Consider the following 21,246-nt stretch of genomic DNA (forward strand, 5'->3'; position numbering starts at 1 on the left):
ACAAAACGGAATAGTGATTTTAAAGGATAAGTAATTTTAGTTGTCGATAACGCTAGTGACGAGTACTATGAAACTAAAAGAAAACAATTAGGCGAGCAGGGGGAAAAAACAATTGTCTAAAGATTTTTTCAATCAAGTAAAAAACTCAAAATGTGCTTTAGTACTAGGCGGTGGAGGTGCAAGAGGCTCTTTTGAAATTGGAGTCTGGAAAGCTTTGAATGAATTAGGTGTACAACCGGAAATCATCGTCGGGACCTCTGTTGGAGCTCTGAATGGTGCACTCATGCTTCAGGGAAACGTAGAAGAAGCTGAAAAGATGTGGAAAGAAATTGAAGGAAACAATATTCTCGAATATGAATTTCCATTGAGTATAAATAGCTTCAAAGAATATCAACGTACATTAGGCGGATTCTTTATAAAAGCGATTGGATCAAAAGGTTTGAATTCTGAACCTTTAAAACAACTGATCAATCAGTATATTCCTGATGAACAGCAGATTCGTTCCGCACCTACCATTTTTGGACTATCTGTAACAAATGGAGAAACAAACGATATTGAATATTTCTTTCTTGAAGATATCCCAGAAAATCACCTAGAAGATTTTCTGATGGCCAGTGCTTCACTCTATCCTGCGATGCAAAAAACAGTTATTAACGGAACCGCCTATATGGATGGGGGTTACCGTAATCGGATTCCTTATGATATGGCTCTGCAGAAAAATCCAGATCATTTAATTATAGTGGATATAAACGGACCAGGCTTGTTTAGTGTGAATCATAGCGTAGATACCGTTCCTGCTCTATGGATCAATACAGAATGGTCGCTGGGAGATCTGCTTTTTTTCCATAAAAAAAGAACTTCTTTAAATATAACGTTAGGTTATTTAGAAACAATGAAGTTATCTGAGCATTATAAGGGATTCTTGTATACATTTCAGACCGATTCGCTCTCTCTATTTCATCAGAGCTTCTACGGGACTCTAAGAAAGCTGATAACCGGCAGGATACTTCTGCCTCTGACTGACTGGTTGCTGAAAGAAGATTACCAGTTGACGATAATCAGCGATCTGTCCAAACGCTGGAAACAAGAAGTTACCAAAGATACACTGCCACTAGCATTGATGGAGTTGGCTGGCAAGTGCTTTAGAATATTGCCGGAAAAAGTGTATACTACAGAGTCTTTTCAGTCAGAGTTACTTCTTAGGGAAGAGAAACTAAGGGCAAAAGGGTCGTTTGAGTTATTTGAAGAATTGTCTCCTGATTTTCATTTGAGCGGTTCTGAATGGATCGAACGGTTTAAAGAAAAGATTCCTTTTATTTCAAATCGCCATATGATATTGCTGATTCTGGATGCAATGGAACATCCTGATAATGAACTGACTAAGATGATCGCAAAATGGATTATACCTTTCAAACCTTTTCCTTACACTATTGCCGTTTATCTATGGCTTTTAAAGAAAAAAACAGTAAAGAACTAAAAATAACTAAAAAAAATCCCAAAACAATTGAAAGATGTGTTAAAATTGAGGATAAGGGTTAACTGAGAGAATTGTTTTGGGAAGGAAGAAATAATGACTGAGCGAGGATTATTGATTGTCTTATCTGGACCTTCTGGTGTAGGAAAAGGAACAGTTAGAAAAGCTATTTTTGATAATTATAATAATGATTTTGATTACTCTGTTTCCATGACCACAAGAAAGCAGCGAGAAGGCGAAGTAGAGGGTGTGGATTATTATTTCCGCACAAAAGAACAGTTTGAACAATTGATTGAAGATGACGGATTACTTGAATATGCCGAGTATGTAGGGAATTATTATGGGACTCCTCTTGAGTATGTCAATAAGACTTTGGACGAAGGAAGAGATGTTTTCTTAGAAATTGAAGTCCAAGGCGCGTTTAAAGTGCGAGAAAAAATGCCTGAAGGAATCTTTATTTTCTTGTCTCCTCCCGATCTAGAAGAGCTGAATTCTCGTATCATCAATCGCGGGACAGATAGTGATGAAATGATAGAAAAACGCATGACTAAAGCTGTAGAAGAGTTGAAACTGATTCAATACTATGATTATGTTGTTGAAAATGATACCGTTAATAATGCAGCCAGAAAAATCAGAAACATTATAGAAAGCGAACATCTGAAAGTAACTCGAAATCTGAAAGAGTTCGCAGAAATTATAGAGGAGATGGAGTAAGATGTTATTATACCCTTCACAAGATAAATTATTAGAAAAAATCGATTCAAAATATTCTTTAGTCATTTTAGCAGCTAAGCGAGCTAAAGAAATGCAGGATAGTCAAAACGCTGAATTGCTGGATCACTATGTATCTTCTAAAAATGTTGGTAAAGCATTGGAAGAGATTGAAACAGGCGATATCGTTTTAGACCCAGATAGTCTTCAAAAATAATTAAATACAAGTGCATTTGTCACCTCTGCGGGTAATCCATAGCTGTTCAAGTTGTTGAACACTACTGATTAGCAGAGGTTTTTTTATGAAACCGATAGGTCGATTAATAATCAGAAAGTCTAGTTCAATGATCCAAAGACAAAGGAAGAGATTCTTGGTAAAATAAGAAAAAGAAATGAATCGAGGGAAGAGTATGTTCAAAGATAAAAAAATCGCCTTCTATGTGACCGGAGGTATTGCTGTTTATAAATCGATCCAGTTAATGAGAGACTTGATTAAACTGGGTGCAGAAGTTAAAGTCGCCATGACACCAGCGGCTGCTGAGTTTGTTGCCCCGCTGACTTTTCAAGTCTTGAGCAAGAATGCTGTTCACATGGATACTTTTTCTGAAGAACTTCCTCAGTATGTTCAGCATATTCATCTGGCTGACTGGGCTGATTTGAACATCGTAGCACCAGCAACGGCCAATACAGTCGCCAAGCTGGCTCATGGATTTGCTGATAACTTTGTGACTTCTGCTCTACTAGCAACCACTTCGCCGCTTTTTGTTGTTCCTGCTATGAATGAGCATATGTATGAACATCCCGCCACACAAGAAAATCTTCAGATTTTGCAGAATCGCGGAGCATATATTATGGAACCGGAAACGGGATTTCTGGCAGAGGGATATAGCGGAAAAGGCCGGTTTCCTGAATCAGCTGCTATCATTGAAGCATTAGAAAGCTTTCTGATCGATCTTGATGAACAGCTGCCATTAAAAGGCAAATCGATTCTCATAACAGCAGGCGGAACGAAGGAACGGATAGACCCTGTAAGATATATTTCCAACGATTCTTCGGGTAAAATGGGGCATGCTTTGGCAGAAGCAGCATGCAGACAAGGGGCTGAGGTGACCTTGATTACCGCAAGCAGCTTGCCAGTGCATAAGAAAATCAGAACAATTTCCATTGATTCAGCAGCTGCCTTATATAAAGAAGTTGATCAGCGATTTGATCAGACTGACGCATTGATTATGGCAGCAGCCGTTTCTGACTATGCACCCGCTCATCAAGCAGACCATAAAATGAAAAAACAAGATCAGCTGACAATCGAGTTAAAAAAGAATCGGGATATCTTAAAAGCGATGGGCAAAAAAAAGGCTCATCAGATTCTGATAGGATTTGCAGCGGAAACAGAGCACATTGAACAGTATGCACTAAAAAAATTAAAAGAAAAAAATCTGGATATGATCGTAGCAAATGACGTGGGGCAATCTGACAGAGGATTCAACACGGATCAAAATGAAGTAACGATCTATTTTAGAGCAGAAGAACCTGCGACGATCTTACTGACGGATAAAACAAAAGTAGCTGAAAAAATCGTACAATTGCTGATTCAACAGATGGAATGAAAGGAAGACCGTAATGCCCTTTATAGCTGAAGTAATTGTGGATGTACCCGTATTGCAAACCAATAAACCGTTCCATTATGAAGTTCCGGCAGCTTTTGAGAAACAGCTGATGCCTGGCATGCGTGTAGTTGTTCCGTTTGGGAACGGCTCAAGACTGGTTCAGGGTTTTGTAACAAACACTTTTGAATCCAGCGATTATGAAGGTGATTTGAAAGAAATCGATCAGTTGATGGATTTGACACCTGTATTGAACAGGGAACTGATTGACCTCGGAGAGTATATGGCAATGGAAACATATAGTTTCAGGATCAGCTGTTATCAAACGATGCTGCCAGCTGTTCTAAGAGCCAAGTATGAAAAAAAAGTATCAATCATTGATGAAATAGATGAAGACCGATTTTTTGAATTATTCAAAGGTAAAGAGGAATTATCTTGGGACGAAGTAATCCAGCGCGGTCTTGTCAAAGATATGCTGGAATTAAAAGCCGAGAACAAAATAGAAGTGAATTATACGGTAAAAGACAAACGAACGAAAAAGACTGTAAAAAAAATAAAGCCTATACTAAGCTTTGAGCAATATGAAGAGTTAAGAGAAAGTATCAGAGCGAATGCTAAAAAACAGATTACTTTATTGAATCAGCTGCAGTCAGCTGAAGCAGAAGAGTGGTTGGATGCCAAGGCTTTAACGGAGGAACATGGAATAACTTTAGCGGCACTGAAAACGGCTGAGAAAAAAGGCTGGTGCACGATAAAAGATGTAGAAATCTACCGTGATCCTTTTGCCCAAAGCGAATTCAAAACCAGTGAACCGCTGCAGTTGAATGAGGATCAGCAAAAAGCATTTGATACAATATCCAGCAAAGTAGACAAGCATGAACATGAAGTTTTTTTGCTCAAAGGAATTACTGGAAGCGGAAAGACGGAAGTGTACTTGCAGACGATACAAAAGGTACTGAAAAAAGGAGAAGGTGCCATCATGCTGGTACCTGAAATTGCTTTGACGCCGCAGATGGTGTATCGCTTTAAAAGCCGGTTTGGAGAAGAAGTCGCTGTCTTGCACAGCGGATTGTCTGAAGGAGAAAAATATGATGAATGGCGCAAGATCAATCGTGGTGAAGCTTCTGTTGTTGTCGGCGCACGTTCCAGTGTTTTTGCTCCTTTAAAACGCATCGGATTGATTATCATAGACGAAGAACACGAGACCAGTTATAAACAAGAAGAGAATCCGAGATATCATGCTCGAGATATTGCTATCTGGAGAGCAAACAAGCATCACTGTCCTGTGATTTTAGGCAGTGCTACACCTTCATTAGAATCCAGTGCCAGAGCAGGAAAAGGGGTCTACACCTTACTTGAATTGAAACAAAGAGCCAATCAGATGGACTTGCCGGAAGTAACGGTGGTCGATATGCGCGATGAAGCTAAAAAAGGGAACCGAAGTAATTTTTCTCTAGAGTTGCAAGCGGCAATTCAAGACAGGGTTCAAAAAAAAGAACAAACTGTCTTAATGTTAAATCGAAGAGGCTATTCTTCGTTTGTTCTATGCAGAGACTGCGGATTTGTACTTGGTTGTCCAAATTGTGATATTTCTTTAACGCTCCATATGGATACGAAGACAATGAAATGCCATTATTGTGGTCATGAAGAAGGTATTCCAATTACCTGTCCGAATTGTCAGAGCAAAAGTATTCGATATTATGGAACAGGCACACAGAAAGTTCAAGAAGAACTGCAAGCTCTTTTTCCAGAAGCACGCATTCTTCGTATGGATGTAGATACGACGCGTCGAAAAGGAGCTCATGAACGGCTATTGAGAGCCTTCGGAAATAAGGAAGCAGATATTCTGTTGGGCACTCAGATGATTGCCAAAGGTTTGGACTTTCCGGATGTAACCCTGGTTGGAGTCATCAATGCTGATACTTCTCTAGGATTGCCGGACTTCAGATCAGCGGAAAGAACATTCCAGTTATTGACGCAAGTCAGCGGAAGAGCGGGCCGTTCTGAAAAATCAGGAGAGGTGATTGTTCAGTCGTTTAATCCTGAGCACTACGCCATCCAGCATGCAAAAGAGCATGATTATGATACTTTTTATAAAAAAGAAATGCATTTACGGCATATTAGTGATTATAGTCCATACTATTATCTAGTACGTTTATCGGTGAGTCATGAACAAGAAATGACTGCAGCGAAAAAAATTGGAGAATTTATCGATTTTATTCGTCCTGCGCTAAGCGAAAAAGCCATCGTGCTGGGACCTACTCCCAAATCGATTGCCCGGACACACAATCGTTATCACTTTCAAGCCATTATCAAATATAAAAAAGAAGCAGCTTTGTCAGAAAGGCTGCATGAATTACTCATGACTACACAAAAAGATCAGGCGAAGGGATTATTTATTTCTATTGATGCTCAGCCTGTAAACTTTATCTAATTGAGTGACCGAATAGTAGAGGAGAGATAACGTGTATAAAGTGATTTTTATGGGGACTCCCCAATTCTCAGTGCCGATTTTAAGAGCACTGGCAGAAGAGCAGCAAGTTGAAGTGGCAGCCGTTGTCACTCAGCCTGATCGTAAAGCAGGACGCAAGAAAATCCTTACGCCGCCGCCGGTTAAAGAAGCAGCAGCAGCTTTAAATATTCCAGTTCTGCAGCCGGAAAAATTATCCGGGTCAGAAGAGATGAATAAAATTTTATCTATGGAACCGGATCTGATTGTTACAGCTGCATATGGGCAGTATGTTCCAACCAAGTTGTTGAAGACGCCCAGATTCAAAGCTGTCAACGTGCATGCTTCGCTTCTGCCGAAGTACCGCGGTGCTGCTCCTATTCATTCTGCAATCATAAATGGAGACCAAGAAACCGGCGTAACCATCATGTATATGGAAAAAGAGATGGATGCCGGCAATATCATTGCTCAAAAGACCATACCGATTACTAAGCAAGATGACGTAGGAACAATGTTTGAAAAATTGAGTTTACTAGGCAGAGACTGTTTGATTGAGACGTTACCCATGATTTTTGATGAAACGAATGAATCAATCGAACAAGATCCTGAAGCAGTAACCTACGCGCCGATGATTCACTTAGAACAAGAAAAAATCGACTGGACAAAAACTGCTGTTGAAATTGACAATTTGGTCAGAGGTTTGAGACCATTCCCAGGTTCCCATACGTATCTTGAAGGGAAGCGGTTCAAAATCTGGTCAGTAGAACCCCTTGAACGATCGGCAGCTCAAACACCCGGAACAATCGAAGAAATTCGTAAGAAGGCGATTGTAGTTGCATGCGGAAAACAGACCCTGCTTTCTCTTAAAGAAATTCAGCCTGCTGGGAAACAGCGCATGCAGACCATAAACTATCTGACTGGTGCAGGCAGTCACTTAAAGGAAGGAATGCAGTTTGGCGAATAAATCAATCAGAAACAGCAGCCGCTATCTAGCGATGACGGTTCTGGAAAAAGTGAATACTAAAGGTGCATTCAGCAATATTGTATTGAATCAGACGATAGAAAAGGAAAACCTCTCTAGAGAAGACAGCAACTTGCTGACAGAAATCGTCTATGGAGTGATTCAAAGAAAACGAACATTGGATTATATCTTGATGCCTTATTTAAATCAAAAGAAAAAAATAGAACAATGGGTGATCCAGTTACTGCGATTATCTGTATATCAGCTTTACTATTTAGAGAGAGTGCCGGACCATGCTGTACTCAATGAAGCAGTCAATATCGCTAAAGTACGCGGTCATAAAGGGATATCTGGATTAGTGAATGGTGTCTTGCGAAATGTCCTTCGCGGTGAAAAACCTGATTTCAGTAAAATCAGTGATCCTGTTGAACGTCTAGGAGTTCAGTATAGCTTGCCGGACTGGATCATAGATCAAAGCATTCAGCAATTAGGAATGGACGAAACTGAAAAGTATGCTCAATCTTTACTAGATAAGTCAAAAGTCAGTTTAAGAGTCAATACGACACAAATTTCAGTGAAAGAAGCGATTGAACAACTGACAGATGAAGGATATACCGTAAAAGAGAGCAGGGTTTCTCCCCATGGACTGATCAGTGAGAGCGGTCTGCCAGCCAGATCTGAACTTTTTAAGACAGGAAAAATAACGATTCAAGATGAAACCTCTATGCTGGTAGCTCCCGCACTGGGAATCCAGTCCGACGACAAAGTATTGGATGCTTGCGCTGCACCCGGAGGGAAAACAACTCATATTGCTGCTTATTTAGATAATGAAAAAGGCGGAGAAGTTCTTGCTCTGGATTTGCATGCACACAAAATCAAGCTGATTGAAGAGAATGCTCAGAGACAGCGGGTACGTCCAGTCGTAAAAACTAAAAACCTGGATGCAAGAAAAATCAGTGAAGAAGTCAACCCAGAAACCTTTGATAAAATTCTGGTTGATGCACCGTGTTCTGGATTAGGGTTGATGAGAAGAAAACCGGAGATCAGATACTCTAAGACACCGGAAGATTTGTCAGCCTTGAAAAAAATACAAATCGATATTCTGTCCAGTGTAGCGCCATTTTTGAAAAAAGATGGACGCTTAGTTTATAGTACTTGCACCATCACACAAGAAGAAAATGAACAAGTTATAGAAGCCTTTTTAGCTGACCATCCCGATTTCAGTGTTGAACCTGTTTTGCTGGAAAATGAACAGTTAGAAAGAAGCAAGGATCAGATGCTGAGAGTGTACCCGCATCAATACGGTACCGATGGATTTTTCATCTGCTCGCTGCGCAGACAAAAATGAGACTTGTACATTTTTCTTAAATAAGCCATACTATTATAGAAATCGTCCTGCCCCACCAAGGCAGGTACATAGGAAAAAAGAATGATCTTTCATTCGAAAACTCAGGAGTGAACGAAACTGAACGCAATAACTAGATCTCATATTGGGAAACGAGAGACAAATCAAGACTATGTCGCAACTTTTATCAACCAGACCCAGCAGGTTTTAGCAGTATTGTGCGATGGAATGGGCGGTCATAATGCTGGTGATATTGCCAGCGAAATGGCGGTTCTTCAACTTGGTAACAGCTGGAAACAGTCCAGCTTTGAAGCATCTGAAATAAAACAGGCTGAAGCTTGGCTGACGGAGCATATCAATGAGGAGAATAAGCGGATATTTGATGCTGCTACGGTATTTCATGATCTTCATGGTATGGGTACAACTCTAGTAGCGGCAGTGTTGTTTGAAGAAACAACCTTGATTGCGAATATCGGCGACAGCCGTGCTTATATAATAGAAGAAACTGGGTTGACTAGAGTGACTGAAGATCACTCATTCGCAAATGAATTGAAACTCACTGGACAAATCTCGGAAGAAGAAGCAATGACCCACGAGAAGCGGAACACTTTGACAAGATCTTTAGGAGTAGGAACAACTGTGAAAATCGATTTTTTCTATGTATCCAACTTTAACAAAAAGTTTCTTTTGCTCTGTTCTGACGGACTGTCCAATGCAGTAAGCGAGCAGCAGATGAGTCAGATTCTTATCCAACATTCGGATGAGCAGACGAAGGCAGATCAGTTGATTAATAAAGCGATAGAACAAGAGGCAGCGGATAATGCAACGCTTTGTCTCATTCATCTTGAAGCAGACAAACGAATGGTCACAGAAGCAGGTAGTCTGGAAGGAGGTGCTGCAGATGGAAACAGGTGAAAGAATCAATGGGCGCTATAAGATTATTAGAAGTATCGGCTCAGGTGGAATGGCCAAAGTTTATCTGGCAAGAGATTTGATTTTAGAGAGAGATGTTGCGGTCAAATTAATGGCCTACAACTTTCATAATGATGAAAACAGCATCAGACGATTTAAAAGAGAAGCATTAGCGACAACCGAACTTGTTCATCCTAACATTGTAAACATTTATGATGTTGGAGAAGACGAAAATCCTTATATTGTGATGGAATATATTGATGGGATGGACTTGAAACAATATATTCACGATCATCATCCAATTCCTTACAGAAAAACGATAGAAATCATGCGTCAGATTTTAGATGCTGTGAGCTACGCTCATCAGCATCATATTATACATCGGGATATTAAACCGCAAAATATACTGATCGACCATGATGGTACAGTTAAAATCACAGATTTCGGGATTGCCGTAGCACTTACTCAAAATTCATTGACACAGACGAATTCTTTACTTGGATCCGTTCATTATCTGTCTCCAGAGCAAGCGAGAGGCAGTATGGCTACTAAAAAGTCTGATATCTATTCTCTAGGAATCTTGCTGTTTGAATTATTGACAGGTGATGTGCCATTCGACGGTGAATCAGCAGTCTCTATTGCGCTGAAACACTTTCAAAACGATCTGCCTTCTATTCGAACAATCGATAACCGAATACCGCAGCCGCTTGAAAACGTGGTTTTAAAAGCAACAGCTAAAGAAGCTAATCAGAGATATAAAACCATTGATGAAATGAAAGAAGATCTTTTAACTTCTCTATCGCCTGAAAGAGCCAGTGAACCGAAATTTGTGCCAGTAGATGCTTCTAAAGAAGAGACAAGAGTCATGCAGCCGATCTCTTTGCCTGTTGGCGGTGGCCAGACAGCAAATGTTGAAGCAGCTGTTGTTGATCCGAAAGGAGAGAAGAACACAGAACAAACAAAAGGAAAGAAGAAGAAAAGAAGAAAGTGGCCTTGGCTGCTTTTATTGTTCCTTTTCCTAATTGCTTCAGGTGTAGCGGCAATCGGCTTTTTCAGTAGACCGCAAGAAGTAGAAGTGCCTAGTCTTGCCGGTTTGACAGAATCAGAAGCTGCGTCTGCATTAGCAGAACGTAACTTGGTTATAGGAGAAGTCACTGAACAAAATAGTGAAGACGTTGAAGAAGGACTCGTTATCCGGTCAAGTCCAGATTCAGGAGCCACTCTTAGAGAAGAAGCTAGTGTTGATCTTTATATCAGTATCGGACAAGAACCATTCGAATTAGGGGACTATGAAGATCAAGGGTATGAAGATGTCAGAGCACAGTTGACAACACAAGGCTTTACAGTTGAAAGTGAAGAACAGAATAGTGATACAATTGAAGCAGGAAATATCATTGCTCAAGATATTGAAGCTGGGGAAGAAGTCATCCCAGGTGATACTGTCATCACTTTCACTGTCAGTACTGGACGCGAAAGTTTTGAATTGAGGGACTTGATTGGGTTTTCTGAAGCTGGAGTCAACGCCTACGTAGAAGAAATTGGTCTATCTGTTTCAAGTACAAGCGAACCGAGTGACGAAGTACCAGAAGGACAAGTGATCAGCCAATCACCGGAGCCGGGTACAACAGTCTATTCTGACAGCAGAATCTCATTAGTTTACTCGACGGGACCAGAAGAAGTTGAAAGAATAACGTTTGACGAAGGAATCATTATTCCTTACGAAGCAACGGAAGTTGAAGAGGGAGAAGAGACGGAAGAACCTGTTCCTAATCAGATTCAAATCTTTATAGATGATGCTGAGCATGATTCGGATACACCTTATGAAGAATATGAGATTACAGAAGACACACCGGAAATTTTAAGTTTTGTAATTGAAGAAGGCAATTCAGCCAGTTATCGTGTTGAACGAGATGGAGAAGTTATATTAGAGGAATCCGGTTTAACAGAATAATCTCTTAACTAGAAAGGATGTTCGTTAGTGCAGAAAGGTCAAATCACTAAAGCACTCAGTGGATTTTATTATGTAACCGACGAGACAAAAACGATTTATCAGACCCGTGCCAGAGGTGTCTTCAGAAATCAGAACCTTACACCTCTAGTTGGGGATTATGTAGAATTCGAAAGTGATAACGTACAAGAAGGACTTATTCAAAAACTGCTAGAGCGAAAAAATGAACTATCCAGACCTCCAGTGGCGAATGTAGATGTGGGCATCATAGTTATGGCAGCAACAGATCCGGCGTTTTCAACTCAATTACTTGATCGCTTTTTAGTTATGCTGGAGGCAAAACACATTATTCCTTATATTGTGGTAACGAAGATGGACTTGCTGACGGAAGCAGAAAAACAGCTGATACTCAGTTACCAGTCCGACTATCAAACGATAGGGTACCAGATGATGTTGATGGAAGAAGCGGAAGATGATAGAAGTGAACAGCTAGAAACCTTGTTCAAAGATCGTTTCTCCAATCAGTTACTGGTGTTCATTGGTCAGTCTGGAGCAGGCAAGTCGACGCTCTTGAATGTGATCGATCCTTCGCTCGAATTAAAGGTCGGAGAAACCTCCCGCTCGTTAGGCAGAGGAAAGCATACCACTAGACATGTTGAGCTGATCAAAGTTTTTGATAGCTTGATTGCTGATACACCAGGATTCAGTGCTTTGTCTTTTGATGAAATCGAAAAAGAAGAACTTTCTGAGTATTTTCCTGAAATGTGGGACCGCAGGGCGGAGTGTAAATTCAGCGGCTGTCTGCATGTGAACGAACCGAAATGTGCAGTGAAGAAAGCAGTATCTGAAGGTGACATTCCAGAGTATCGGTATGCGGATTATGTATTATTTTTTGAAGAAATCCAAAATAGAAAACCACGGTATAAGAGAAAGGGCGAATCATCTTGAAAATAGCTCCATCTATTTTAAGTGCAGATTTTGCACGGTTAAAAGAACAAATTGCATTAGTTGAACAGGGAGGAGCCGACTGGATTCATGTTGATGTGATGGACGGTCATTTTGTTCCGAATCTGACTTTTGGCTACAATGTCGTTGAAGCCATTAGACCGCATACAGCTCTTCCGCTTGACTGCCACCTTATGATTGAGCATCCTGAGCAATTTATCGAGCACTTTGCGAAAGCTGGGGCAGATTATATCTCTGTTCATGCTGAAAGCACTCCGCATATCCATCGTGCCCTCCAACTGATTCGTGATCATGAAGTGAAAGCTGGGATCGTCATTAATCCTGGTACTTCAGTCGAATCCATCAAGCCTGTTTTGCATATGGTAGACATGGTACTAGTGATGACGGTCAATCCTGGATTCGGCGGACAAAGCTTTATCCCCGAGTCAATAGATAAAATCAGCGCATTAAGACAACTGAAGCAGGAACAGGATTATCACTTCATCATAGAAGTTGATGGAGGGATTGTACCGGAGACAGCGAAGGCCTGTAAGGAAGCTGGTGCAGAAGTCTTTGTAGCAGGATCCTATGTCTATTCTTCGGAGAACCCGGAAGAACAAATTACGAATTTAAAGCATGCGGTGAGTTGAATGAGTACGGTTCATATTATGCTGGGCAGTCCTGATCACAGAAGAAAGCTGCCGCCGAAAAATTCGAAAGATTATTATATTGGTGTAGATAGAGGATCTCTAATTCTAATGGAACATGATTACCAGATGAACTTAGCTTTGGGAGATTTTGATTCTATTACTGAAGAAGAAAAGCTGGCCGTTCAAAGCCGTACAGATAAATTTCAACAATTTAATGCGGATAAAGATGATACAGATGCAGAATTGAGCCTTGTCTATGCCATGGAGTTATTTCATTCTGATCAAATCATTTTTTATGGCTGGTCTGGTGGGAGACTGGATCATCTGATCAGCATTTTGATGCTGGTATTACAGCCAAGATTTAGTTCCGTTATTTCAAAATTGCATTTTGAAAACCAGACTAATACAGTCAGGTTTTATCAGCCGGGGGAATACCTGCTGCAAAAGGAATCAGATAAAGACTATTGTTCAGTTATCGGAATGACACCGTTAAAAGCAGTCACTTTAAACGAAGGTTTTAAGTACACTTTAGATAGCAGGGATTTTGATTATCCCATTGCATTAATCAGTAATGAATTTGTTCAATTAGAAGCAATACTTTCATTTTCAGAAGGTCTCATTGCGTTTGTTCAGAGCAGAGACTGAGTTTAAATCATTGAATATATCGAAAAAAACTGAATAAAAAAGTAAAAAAGAATCTAAGCAGGTCTTAGATTCTTTTTTACTGCAAACAATGTTTACTGAAAACTAAAAGAGGGTACAGACACTACCTTGATAGTGTCTGTACCCTCTAAACAGTTCTAAAAATTATACACGTTCAACTTTACCTGATTTCAAAGCACGTGCTGATACCCATACTTTTTTAGGTTGTCCGTCTACCATGATGCGCACTTTTTGCAAGTTTGCAGCAAAACGACGTTTAGATTTATTGTTAGCGTGTGAGCGGTTGTTACCACTTCTAGCTTTACGTCCAGTTACAAAACATTCTTTAGCCATAATTAACTCTCCTCCTTTACGCAATAGCTTCTACGTTAAGAAGCTAACTCATACTTATATAAGATACCACATACAATTCAAACAAGCAAGAAAATTATCGCAATCTTTCAAGTGTTCTACCTTGACAGTGAAAAAAGCCATCTTTAGAGCTAAATACTTTCAAATTAGGTATTGTCTTTCATTATAAAACACGATATGCTAAAATATGTTTGAGTATATAATATTGCATTCATGAAATTTATAAGAAATCTATCAGCTTTTATTATGCAGATTTTGAACAGAGAGGGGAAACTCATTAATGGTAGTAAACATAGAAACTGAATACGGAAAAGTTGAAATTTCCAACGAGGTCATTGCTACTGTGGTTGGCGGTGCTGCTACAGAAAATTTCGGAATTGTAGGTATGGCAAGTCGTAAACAAGTACGTGATGGACTCATCGAGATTTTGAATCGTGAGAACTACTCTCGTGGTATCGTCGTACGTCAAGAAGAAGAGGCAATCGTCATTGATGTCTATATTATCGTAAGCTATGGTACAAAAATATCTGAAGTATCGAAAAATGTGCAAGAGCGCGTAATGTACCAGTTAGAAGCTACATTAGGAATCAAAGCAAAATCAATCAACGTATTTGTTCAAGGCGTACGCGTTTAAAAAGAATAAGCCAAAGTCGCAAGATATTTGCGACAGGGGAGGAACTCATAAAAGTGGAAGTATTAAATTTAACATCTGAAGATTTTAAGAACATGGTATCGGCAGGTAGAGCACGTTTGGACGAAAACTCTGAATACGTAAACTCTTTAAACGTATTTCCAGTACCAGATGGAGATACAGGGACCAATATGAATATGACATTTACCAGCGGTGCAAAATCTGTTAAAGAAACAGATAGTATGCATCTGGGTGAAGTCGCTCAGTCACTAGCTAAAGGGCTTTTGATGGGGGCAAGAGGGAACTCTGGCGTTATTTTATCTCAATTGTTCCGTGGTTTCGGAAAAGAGGTTAAAGAATATGACTCTATCAATGCTGAACAATTTGCTGCAGCATTCAAAGGTGGAGTAGATTCAGCTTATAATGCAGTGATGAAGCCCGTTGAAGGTACGATCTTGACGGTGGCAAGAGAATCGGCCAAAGCTGGCTCTAAAAAAGCAAAAGATACAGATAACATCATTGAAGTGATGGAAACGATCCTTTCTGCAGCTAAGAAATCTTTAAAGAAGACACCTGATCTGCTGCCTGTACTTAAAGAAGTAGGCGTTGTCGATAGCGGCGGACAAGGACTTGTCTATGTTTATGAAGGCTTTTTATCTTCGTTAACGGGCGAAGCGCCTGTTGAAGAAGAACCGGAACTAGATGAACTGGTTCGTGCAGAACACCATCGCAATGAGGTACATGAACATGTACATACAGAAGACATCACATATGGATACTGTACAGAAATCATGGTCCGTATCGGCGAAGGTGAAACGGTAGAACAGTCATTTGATTATGATGAATTCAGAAACTACTTGGATCAGTTGGGAGATTCTCTTTTAGTGGTTGCTGATGATGAAATCATTAAAGTTCATGTCCACACTGAACGTCCAGGAGAAGTCATGAACTATGGTCAGAAATTCGGTTCACTGATCAAAATCAAAGTGGACAACATGCGTGAGCAGCATTCTGCATTATCTACTGACAGTACTGCTTCAGATCAGAAAGTTGAAGAAAAAGACTTAGCGGTTGTTGCTGTAGCAGCAGGCGAAGGGTTAAAACAACTATTTGAAAGCTTAGGAGTAGATTACGTGCTGCAAGGCGGGCAGACCATGAATCCGAGTACGGAAGATATTATCAATGCAATGGAAAAAGTGCCTGCTAAGCAGTATATTATCTTGCCGAATAACAAAAATATTTTCATGGCTGCTCAACAAGCCGCAAAAGTTTCAGAGGCTGAAGTAGCTGTAGTGGAAACGAAAACGATCCAGCAAGGACTAACTTCCATGTTAGGTTTCAACTTGTCACAAAATCTAGCAGAAAATCAAGAAAGTATGACGGCTGAATTGAGTGAAGTTGTCTCCGGTCAAGTTACATTTGCCGTAAGAGATACTGAAATCAATGGTGTAGAAATCAAGAAAGATGATTACATGGGAATCATTGATGGCGACATCAAGGTTTCTGCAAAAGACCTTAAGACGGTTACTTTAGATACAATTGATCAGATGATCAACGAGGATAGTGAAATTCTGACATTGCTGTATGGCGAAGATGGATCAAAAGAAGAAGCAGAGTCAATCGGACAGGCAGTAGAAGAAAAATATGAAGAGATCGAAGTAGAAATTCACGAAGGTGGTCAACCTGTCTATCCTTACTTGATTTCTGTAGAATAAATCTTGACGATATACATTTAGAGGGGGAATAGATGAATCAACGAAGTACATCTTTGTTGTTTTGTCTATTCCTTTCTGTTTATAAAGAAGGGAGGCAGTAATTTGACAGACAAAAGTATAAGAGACTCCGTTTCCATACTTTCTGGCGTCGGCCCTAAAAGAGTAGATGCACTGAATGAATTAGGGATATATACAATACTAGATTTATTGACTTATTATCCTTTTAGATACGAAGATCTGACAGTACGATCTATTGAAGAAATTGAAGACAAGGAAAAGGTCGTCTTGAAAGGTCCGCTGATATCAGACCCTGTAGTCAGTCACTTTGGCAGAGGAAAAAACAGATTATCTTTCAGGATAAATGTTGAACACGTTATTGTCCCTGTTACCTTTTTTAATCAGCATTATCTTAAAGATCAGCTGCATGCTGGAGAAGAAGCTGTCATCTTTGGTAAATGGGATGCAGTCAGAATGCAATTGAGCGGGATAAAGATACTCAGTTCTGCAAGGAATGACGGAAAAGACAATCGAGAACCGGTTTATCACACTTCTAAACATATTAAACAGGCCACATTAGTGAAACTGATCAAACAAGCTTGGGAGCTGTACCATGAGCTGATTCCAGAAATCGTCCCTGCATTTTTAAGAGAAAAGTATCATCTTGTGTCACAGAAAGAAGCGATCCGGATGATGCATTTTCCTAAAGACGACCAGGAAAATGAAATCGCCAGAATATCCATCATATTTTTAGAGTTCTTGGTTTATCAGCTGCAGATGCAGTGGTTAAGAAAACAACATAAATTGGCAGACCGCGGTAATGCTGTGCAATATGATGTAAAGAAGTTGAGAGAATTTTTCAAATCTCTGCCATTTGAATTGACTGAAGCGCAAAAAAGAGTCGTTAATGAAATCAGTAAAGATCAGAAAATGCCGATTCAGATGTATAGACTCCTGCAGGGAGATGTAGGGAGCGGGAAAACGGTGGTGGCTGCAGCAGCGATATACGCTGCCTGGACTGCTGGGATTCAATCTGCACTTATGGCACCGACCGAAATTCTCGCCACACAACATATGGAAAGTTTTTCAGAAATGTTTAATGACTTGGGGTTAAATGTCGCGCTGCTGACGGGGTCTACAAAGGCAGCACAACGGAGAGAAATTTTGCAGCAGTTAGCAGATGGCGAAGTGCATGCTATCATTGGTACCCATGCATTGATCCAAGAAGATGTTGTATTTTCTGATCTCGGGCTAGTGATTACCGATGAACAGCATAGATTTGGTGTGAATCAGCGGAAAGTCCTGCGCGAAAAAGGCGATAATCCAGATGTGCTCTTCATGACGGCGACACCTATCCCGAGAACTTTAGCAATCAGTACTTTTGGTGAAATGGATGTCTCTGTGATTGATGAACTGCCTCCAGGAAGAGAACCAGTGGCAACACATTGGATTCGGCCTAAACAATTCACACAAATGCTCCCGTTCGTTTTTAAGCAGCTGAAAAACGGCTCACAAGTTTACGTGATTAGTCCTCTAATTGAAGAGTCCGAGCAGATGGATCTGCAGAACGCAACAGATCTTTACCAAACCTACGCATCAAAATTTGAGCCGGATTACAAAGTCGGGCTGCTGCATGGCAGGATGTCCGTTTCAGAAAAAGATGATGTGATGGAGAGATTTAAAAGAAATGAACTTCAGGTATTAGTCTCAACGACCGTTATTGAAGTTGGTGTGAATGTACCAAACGCTACTTTGATGATTATCCATGATGCAGATCGTTTTGGGTTAGCACAACTTCACCAATTAAGAGGACGAGTTGGTCGGGGAAGAAAAGAGTCATACTGTATACTGATTGCTGATCCAAAAGGAGAAACGGGTGCTCAAAGGATGGAGATTCTTACGCAGACCAATGATGGATTCAAACTAAGTGAAAAAGACCTTGAGATGAGAGGTCCGGGAGAATTTTTTGGAAAAAAACAATCTGGATTACCCGATTTCAAAGTTGCAGATATTGTGGAAGATTTTGAAATTTTGGAGAGCGCTCGCAACGAGGCAGCTTTATTATTGAATCAGTCAACTTTTTTCACTGATTCAACCTACCAGATGCTCAGAGAAGAAATGGGCATGGACGAGGCAGCGCGTCATTCATTTTTAGATTAATAGAATCAATAAAAAGAAACAGGAGGAGATTTTACAAATGAGAATTGCAGTAGACGCTATGGGTGGAGACAACGCACCTCAGGCAATCGTAGAAGGAAGTATGAGAGCCGCTAAAGAGTTTAAAGATATTACTATTGTCCTTTATGGGAAACAGCCGATGATCGAGCAGTACCTGACTGAAAAAATGGATAATATAGAAATTGTTCATACTGATGAAAAGATTGAAAGTGATGATGATCCTGTCAGATCGATCCGCCGTAAAAAGGATGCGTCTATGGTCATGGCTGCAAGATCTGTAAAAGAACAAGCAAACGATGCTTTGTTCTCAGCAGGAAATACAGGTGCTTTGTTGGCATCGGGTACATTAATCATAGGAAGAATGAAAGGGATCGACAGACCCGGCTTGCTGGCAACGATGCCGGCTCTTGCAGAAGATAAAGAGGCTTTTAACCTATTAGATGTCGGAGCGAATGCTGACAGCAAACCAGCTAATATCAACCAGTATGCAACACTAGGAACGTACTATGCCAAATTTGTAAGAGGAGTCGCTCATCCAAAAGTTGGACTCTTGAATAATGGTACAGAAGAAAATAAAGGAAATGAAGTAACAAAAGAAGCTTACAAGCTGCTGAAAGAAAATGATGCTATCAACTTTATTGGAAATGTAGAAGCACGTGAGCTGCTTAATGGTGTAGCCGATGTCGTGGTTTCTGACGGCTTCACAGGGAATGCAGTATTAAAAACGATTGAAGGTACAGCTCTGTCTATGGTACAACTCATCAAAGGCTCTATTATGAACAATGGCTTAAAAGCAAAAGTCGGCGGTCTGCTTTTAAAAGACAGCTTGTCTGGGTTAAAAGAAGTGTTGGATTACTCGAAACATGGCGGAGCAGTATTGATCGGTTTGAAAGCGCCGGTCGTTAAGACACATGGTTCGGCAACAGCTGAGCCAGTTTATCATACACTTAAACAAATCAGAGAAATGTTAGCAACAAATATTGTAGGTGATTTAGTCGATTACTACGAAGAAAAGAAAGCAGAAGACTAATTTTACTTTTTATTCTTAGAAAAATGAGGAACAATTTCTGACAACAAAGAGCAGAAAATGATATTAATTTATAATTCATATGGAAATTAAGTTAGAAATACGCTACAATAGCATTTGTGAATGAAAAACGTATTAAAAGAAACACATCAGCTTATAACAAAGCCGGTTATAGACCTAAAATTTAATTGCGGAGGGATAGACAATGGCTGAACAAGAAGTTTTTGAAAAGGTAAAAAACATTATCGTAGAAAGACTAGGGGTAGATGCAGATAAAATCACCAGAGATACTACGTTTAAAGAAGACCTAGGGGCTGATTCATTAGATATCGTCGAGCTGGTTATGGAATTAGAAGACACTTTCGGCAAAGAAATCTCTGATGAAGATGCTGAAAATATCACGACTGTCGGCAAAGCAGTAGATTATATTAAAGATAATCAATAAAAGTAGTTCCTTAAATTTGAACATTATGTGTAATTGTTATAAATAATTAGAATATATCTGCAATATTATCTTGAAATTTTAATATTCTGTAATAAAATGATACATGTAGTATTGAAATTGAAAAATATAAAGTGTATAATTCGTTTTATCAATTAAATGTTTGGTTAGAAAAACGATCATACATTTAATGTTCTTCTCATAGTAAGAATTTGAGAAGAAAGACATAGGAGGTTAAACGGTGGCCGTCGAAAGAAACTTATTAGAAATCAATAATTTAAAAACTGGTTTCCGCTTTGGAGAAGAATATCACAATGCAGTTGATGGAGTTTCATTAACGCTTAAGAAAAATGAAATCTTGGCAATTGTTGGTGAATCTGGTTGCGGAAAGTCTACATTAGCCACTTCGATCATGGGTTTACATGATCATAAAAATACTAAAATAACTGGAGAAATCCTTTATAAAGATTTAAACCTGATCGATCTTAACGAAAAATTATATAACCGTATTCGCGGTAATGATATTGGAATGATCTTCCAAGATCCATTAGGTTCTTTAAATCCATTGATGACTATTTACAAGCAAATTGCTGAAGCGTTGGTCTATCACTCTGATTTGAATGAGAAGCAAATTAGAGCAAGAGTGCTTGAATTATTAAATCAAGTTGGGATTCCCAGACCAGAACAGATCATGAAGTCTTATCCGCATGAACTATCAGGGGGGATGAGACAACGTGTCGTAATCGCGATTGCACTGGCGAACAAGCCGCCGATTATTATTGCTGATGAACCCACTACAGCGCTGGATGTAACAATCCAAGCACAGATTCTTGACTTGATGATCGATATCCAGAATGAAACTGGATCAGGAATCATTCTGATCACCCATGATTTAGGGGTAGTAGCTCAAACAGCTGACCGCGTAGCAGTGATGTACGCTGGACAGATCGTTGAAGAAGCACCAGTTGAAGAACTGTTTGCTAATCCAAAGCACCCTTATACGCGCTCTTTATTAAACTCAATTCCTCATGAACTTGAAGAAGGCGAAGAACTTCATGTAATTCATGGTACAGTGCCATCATTACAAAAGCTTCCTCGTAAAGGAGACCGTTTCAGACCAAGAATTCCTTGGCTTCCAGATGAAGCATTCGATGAAGATCCTGAATTAACGGAAGTTGCTCCAAACCACAAAGTAAGAGGGAACAGCTGGAAACATTTCTACTTTGAAGGAGAGGAGAACTAA

Annotated in this window: 19 protein-coding genes; 18 read left to right on the forward strand and 1 reads right to left on the reverse strand. The window is 39.9% G+C overall.

Annotated elements, in window-relative coordinates:
• Nucleotides 1-112 precede the first annotated feature (112 nt).
• The 12 genes from B6F02_RS05005 to B6F02_RS05060 all read left to right on the forward strand — a co-directional run bounded on the left by B6F02_RS05005 (nt 113) and on the right by B6F02_RS05060 (nt 13,644).
• Nucleotides 113-1,477: a patatin-like phospholipase family protein gene (locus B6F02_RS05005; protein ID WP_080146278.1), complete on the forward strand. Its 1,365-nt coding sequence runs from the start codon at nt 113-115 to the stop codon at nt 1,475-1,477.
• 93 nt (nt 1,478-1,570) lie between these two features.
• Nucleotides 1,571-2,188 (forward strand): guanylate kinase, encoded by a 618-nt coding sequence (gene gmk, locus B6F02_RS05010; RefSeq protein WP_080146279.1) that lies wholly within the window; start codon nt 1,571-1,573, stop codon nt 2,186-2,188.
• A 1-nt stretch (nt 2,189) separates the two neighbouring features.
• Complete coding sequence (gene rpoZ / locus B6F02_RS05015) at nt 2,190-2,402, forward strand: DNA-directed RNA polymerase subunit omega (RefSeq protein WP_080146280.1); 213 nt, start codon at nt 2,190-2,192, stop codon at nt 2,400-2,402.
• Between the two features lie 193 nt (nt 2,403-2,595).
• A complete protein-coding gene (gene coaBC / locus B6F02_RS05020; protein WP_080146281.1) occupies nt 2,596-3,792 on the forward strand; it encodes a bifunctional phosphopantothenoylcysteine decarboxylase/phosphopantothenate--cysteine ligase CoaBC in 1,197 nt (398 codons plus the stop codon).
• 13 nt (nt 3,793-3,805) lie between these two features.
• A complete protein-coding gene (priA, locus tag B6F02_RS05025; RefSeq protein WP_080146282.1) occupies nt 3,806-6,223 on the forward strand; it encodes a primosomal protein N' in 2,418 nt (805 codons plus the stop codon).
• Between the two features lie 49 nt (nt 6,224-6,272).
• The gene (gene fmt / locus B6F02_RS05030; protein WP_372924834.1) at nt 6,273-7,202 is read left to right on the forward strand and encodes a methionyl-tRNA formyltransferase; all 930 of its coding nucleotides are present in this window, start codon (nt 6,273-6,275) and stop codon (nt 7,200-7,202) included.
• A complete protein-coding gene (rsmB, locus tag B6F02_RS05035; protein WP_256864651.1) occupies nt 7,192-8,547 on the forward strand; it encodes a 16S rRNA (cytosine(967)-C(5))-methyltransferase RsmB in 1,356 nt (451 codons plus the stop codon). Before fmt ends, rsmB begins: the two co-directional genes overlap by 11 nt.
• A gap of 141 nt (nt 8,548-8,688) precedes the next feature.
• A complete protein-coding gene (locus B6F02_RS05040) occupies nt 8,689-9,459 on the forward strand; it encodes a Stp1/IreP family PP2C-type Ser/Thr phosphatase (RefSeq protein WP_256864687.1) in 771 nt (256 codons plus the stop codon).
• Nucleotides 9,446-11,407 carry a Stk1 family PASTA domain-containing Ser/Thr kinase gene (gene pknB / locus B6F02_RS05045; protein WP_080146285.1) on the forward strand — a complete coding sequence of 654 codons (1,962 nt, stop codon included), beginning with the start codon at nt 9,446-9,448 and terminating at the stop codon, nt 11,405-11,407. The genes B6F02_RS05040 and pknB overlap by 14 nt, the downstream gene beginning before the upstream one ends.
• A gap of 27 nt (nt 11,408-11,434) precedes the next feature.
• A complete protein-coding gene (rsgA, locus tag B6F02_RS05050; RefSeq protein ID WP_080146286.1) occupies nt 11,435-12,352 on the forward strand; it encodes a ribosome small subunit-dependent GTPase A in 918 nt (305 codons plus the stop codon).
• A complete protein-coding gene (rpe, locus tag B6F02_RS05055; RefSeq protein ID WP_080146287.1) occupies nt 12,349-12,999 on the forward strand; it encodes a ribulose-phosphate 3-epimerase in 651 nt (216 codons plus the stop codon). Before rsgA ends, rpe begins: the two co-directional genes overlap by 4 nt.
• Nucleotides 13,000-13,644: a thiamine diphosphokinase gene (locus B6F02_RS05060; protein WP_080146288.1), complete on the forward strand. Its 645-nt coding sequence runs from the start codon at nt 13,000-13,002 to the stop codon at nt 13,642-13,644. It begins immediately after the preceding gene.
• Nucleotides 13,645-13,806: 162 nt separating this feature from the next.
• Here the strand turns inward: B6F02_RS05060 and rpmB are convergent, their stop codons facing one another.
• On the reverse strand, nt 13,807-13,995 hold the full coding sequence (gene rpmB / locus B6F02_RS05065) for a 50S ribosomal protein L28 (protein WP_072694661.1): 189 nt from the start codon (nt 13,993-13,995) through the stop codon (nt 13,807-13,809).
• A gap of 298 nt (nt 13,996-14,293) precedes the next feature.
• Here rpmB and B6F02_RS05070 point away from each other — a divergent pair, with 298 nt between their 5' ends.
• The 6 genes from B6F02_RS05070 to B6F02_RS05095 all read left to right on the forward strand — a co-directional run bounded on the left by B6F02_RS05070 (nt 14,294) and on the right by B6F02_RS05095 (nt 21,246).
• Complete coding sequence (locus B6F02_RS05070; RefSeq protein WP_080146289.1) at nt 14,294-14,647, forward strand: Asp23/Gls24 family envelope stress response protein; 354 nt, start codon at nt 14,294-14,296, stop codon at nt 14,645-14,647.
• Nucleotides 14,648-14,700: 53 nt separating this feature from the next.
• The gene (locus B6F02_RS05075; protein ID WP_080146290.1) at nt 14,701-16,359 is read left to right on the forward strand and encodes a DAK2 domain-containing protein; all 1,659 of its coding nucleotides are present in this window, start codon (nt 14,701-14,703) and stop codon (nt 16,357-16,359) included.
• 102 nt (nt 16,360-16,461) lie between these two features.
• Nucleotides 16,462-18,516, forward strand: a complete 2,055-nt coding sequence (recG, locus tag B6F02_RS05080) for an ATP-dependent DNA helicase RecG (protein ID WP_080146291.1) — start codon at nt 16,462-16,464, stop codon at nt 18,514-18,516.
• Nucleotides 18,517-18,553: 37 nt separating this feature from the next.
• Nucleotides 18,554-19,564: a phosphate acyltransferase PlsX gene (gene plsX / locus B6F02_RS05085; protein ID WP_080146292.1), complete on the forward strand. Its 1,011-nt coding sequence runs from the start codon at nt 18,554-18,556 to the stop codon at nt 19,562-19,564.
• 202 nt (nt 19,565-19,766) lie between these two features.
• Entirely contained in the window at nt 19,767-20,006 is a 240-nt protein-coding gene (gene acpP, locus B6F02_RS05090; RefSeq protein WP_080146293.1) for an acyl carrier protein, read from the forward strand.
• 238 nt (nt 20,007-20,244) lie between these two features.
• Nucleotides 20,245-21,246, forward strand: coding sequence for an ABC transporter ATP-binding protein (locus tag B6F02_RS05095; RefSeq protein ID WP_080146294.1), 1,002 nt, complete (start codon nt 20,245-20,247; stop codon nt 21,244-21,246).

The sequence above is a fragment of the Marinilactibacillus piezotolerans genome (assembly GCF_900169305.1).
Classification (GTDB): Bacteria; Bacillota; Bacilli; order Lactobacillales; family Carnobacteriaceae_A; genus Marinilactibacillus; species Marinilactibacillus piezotolerans_A.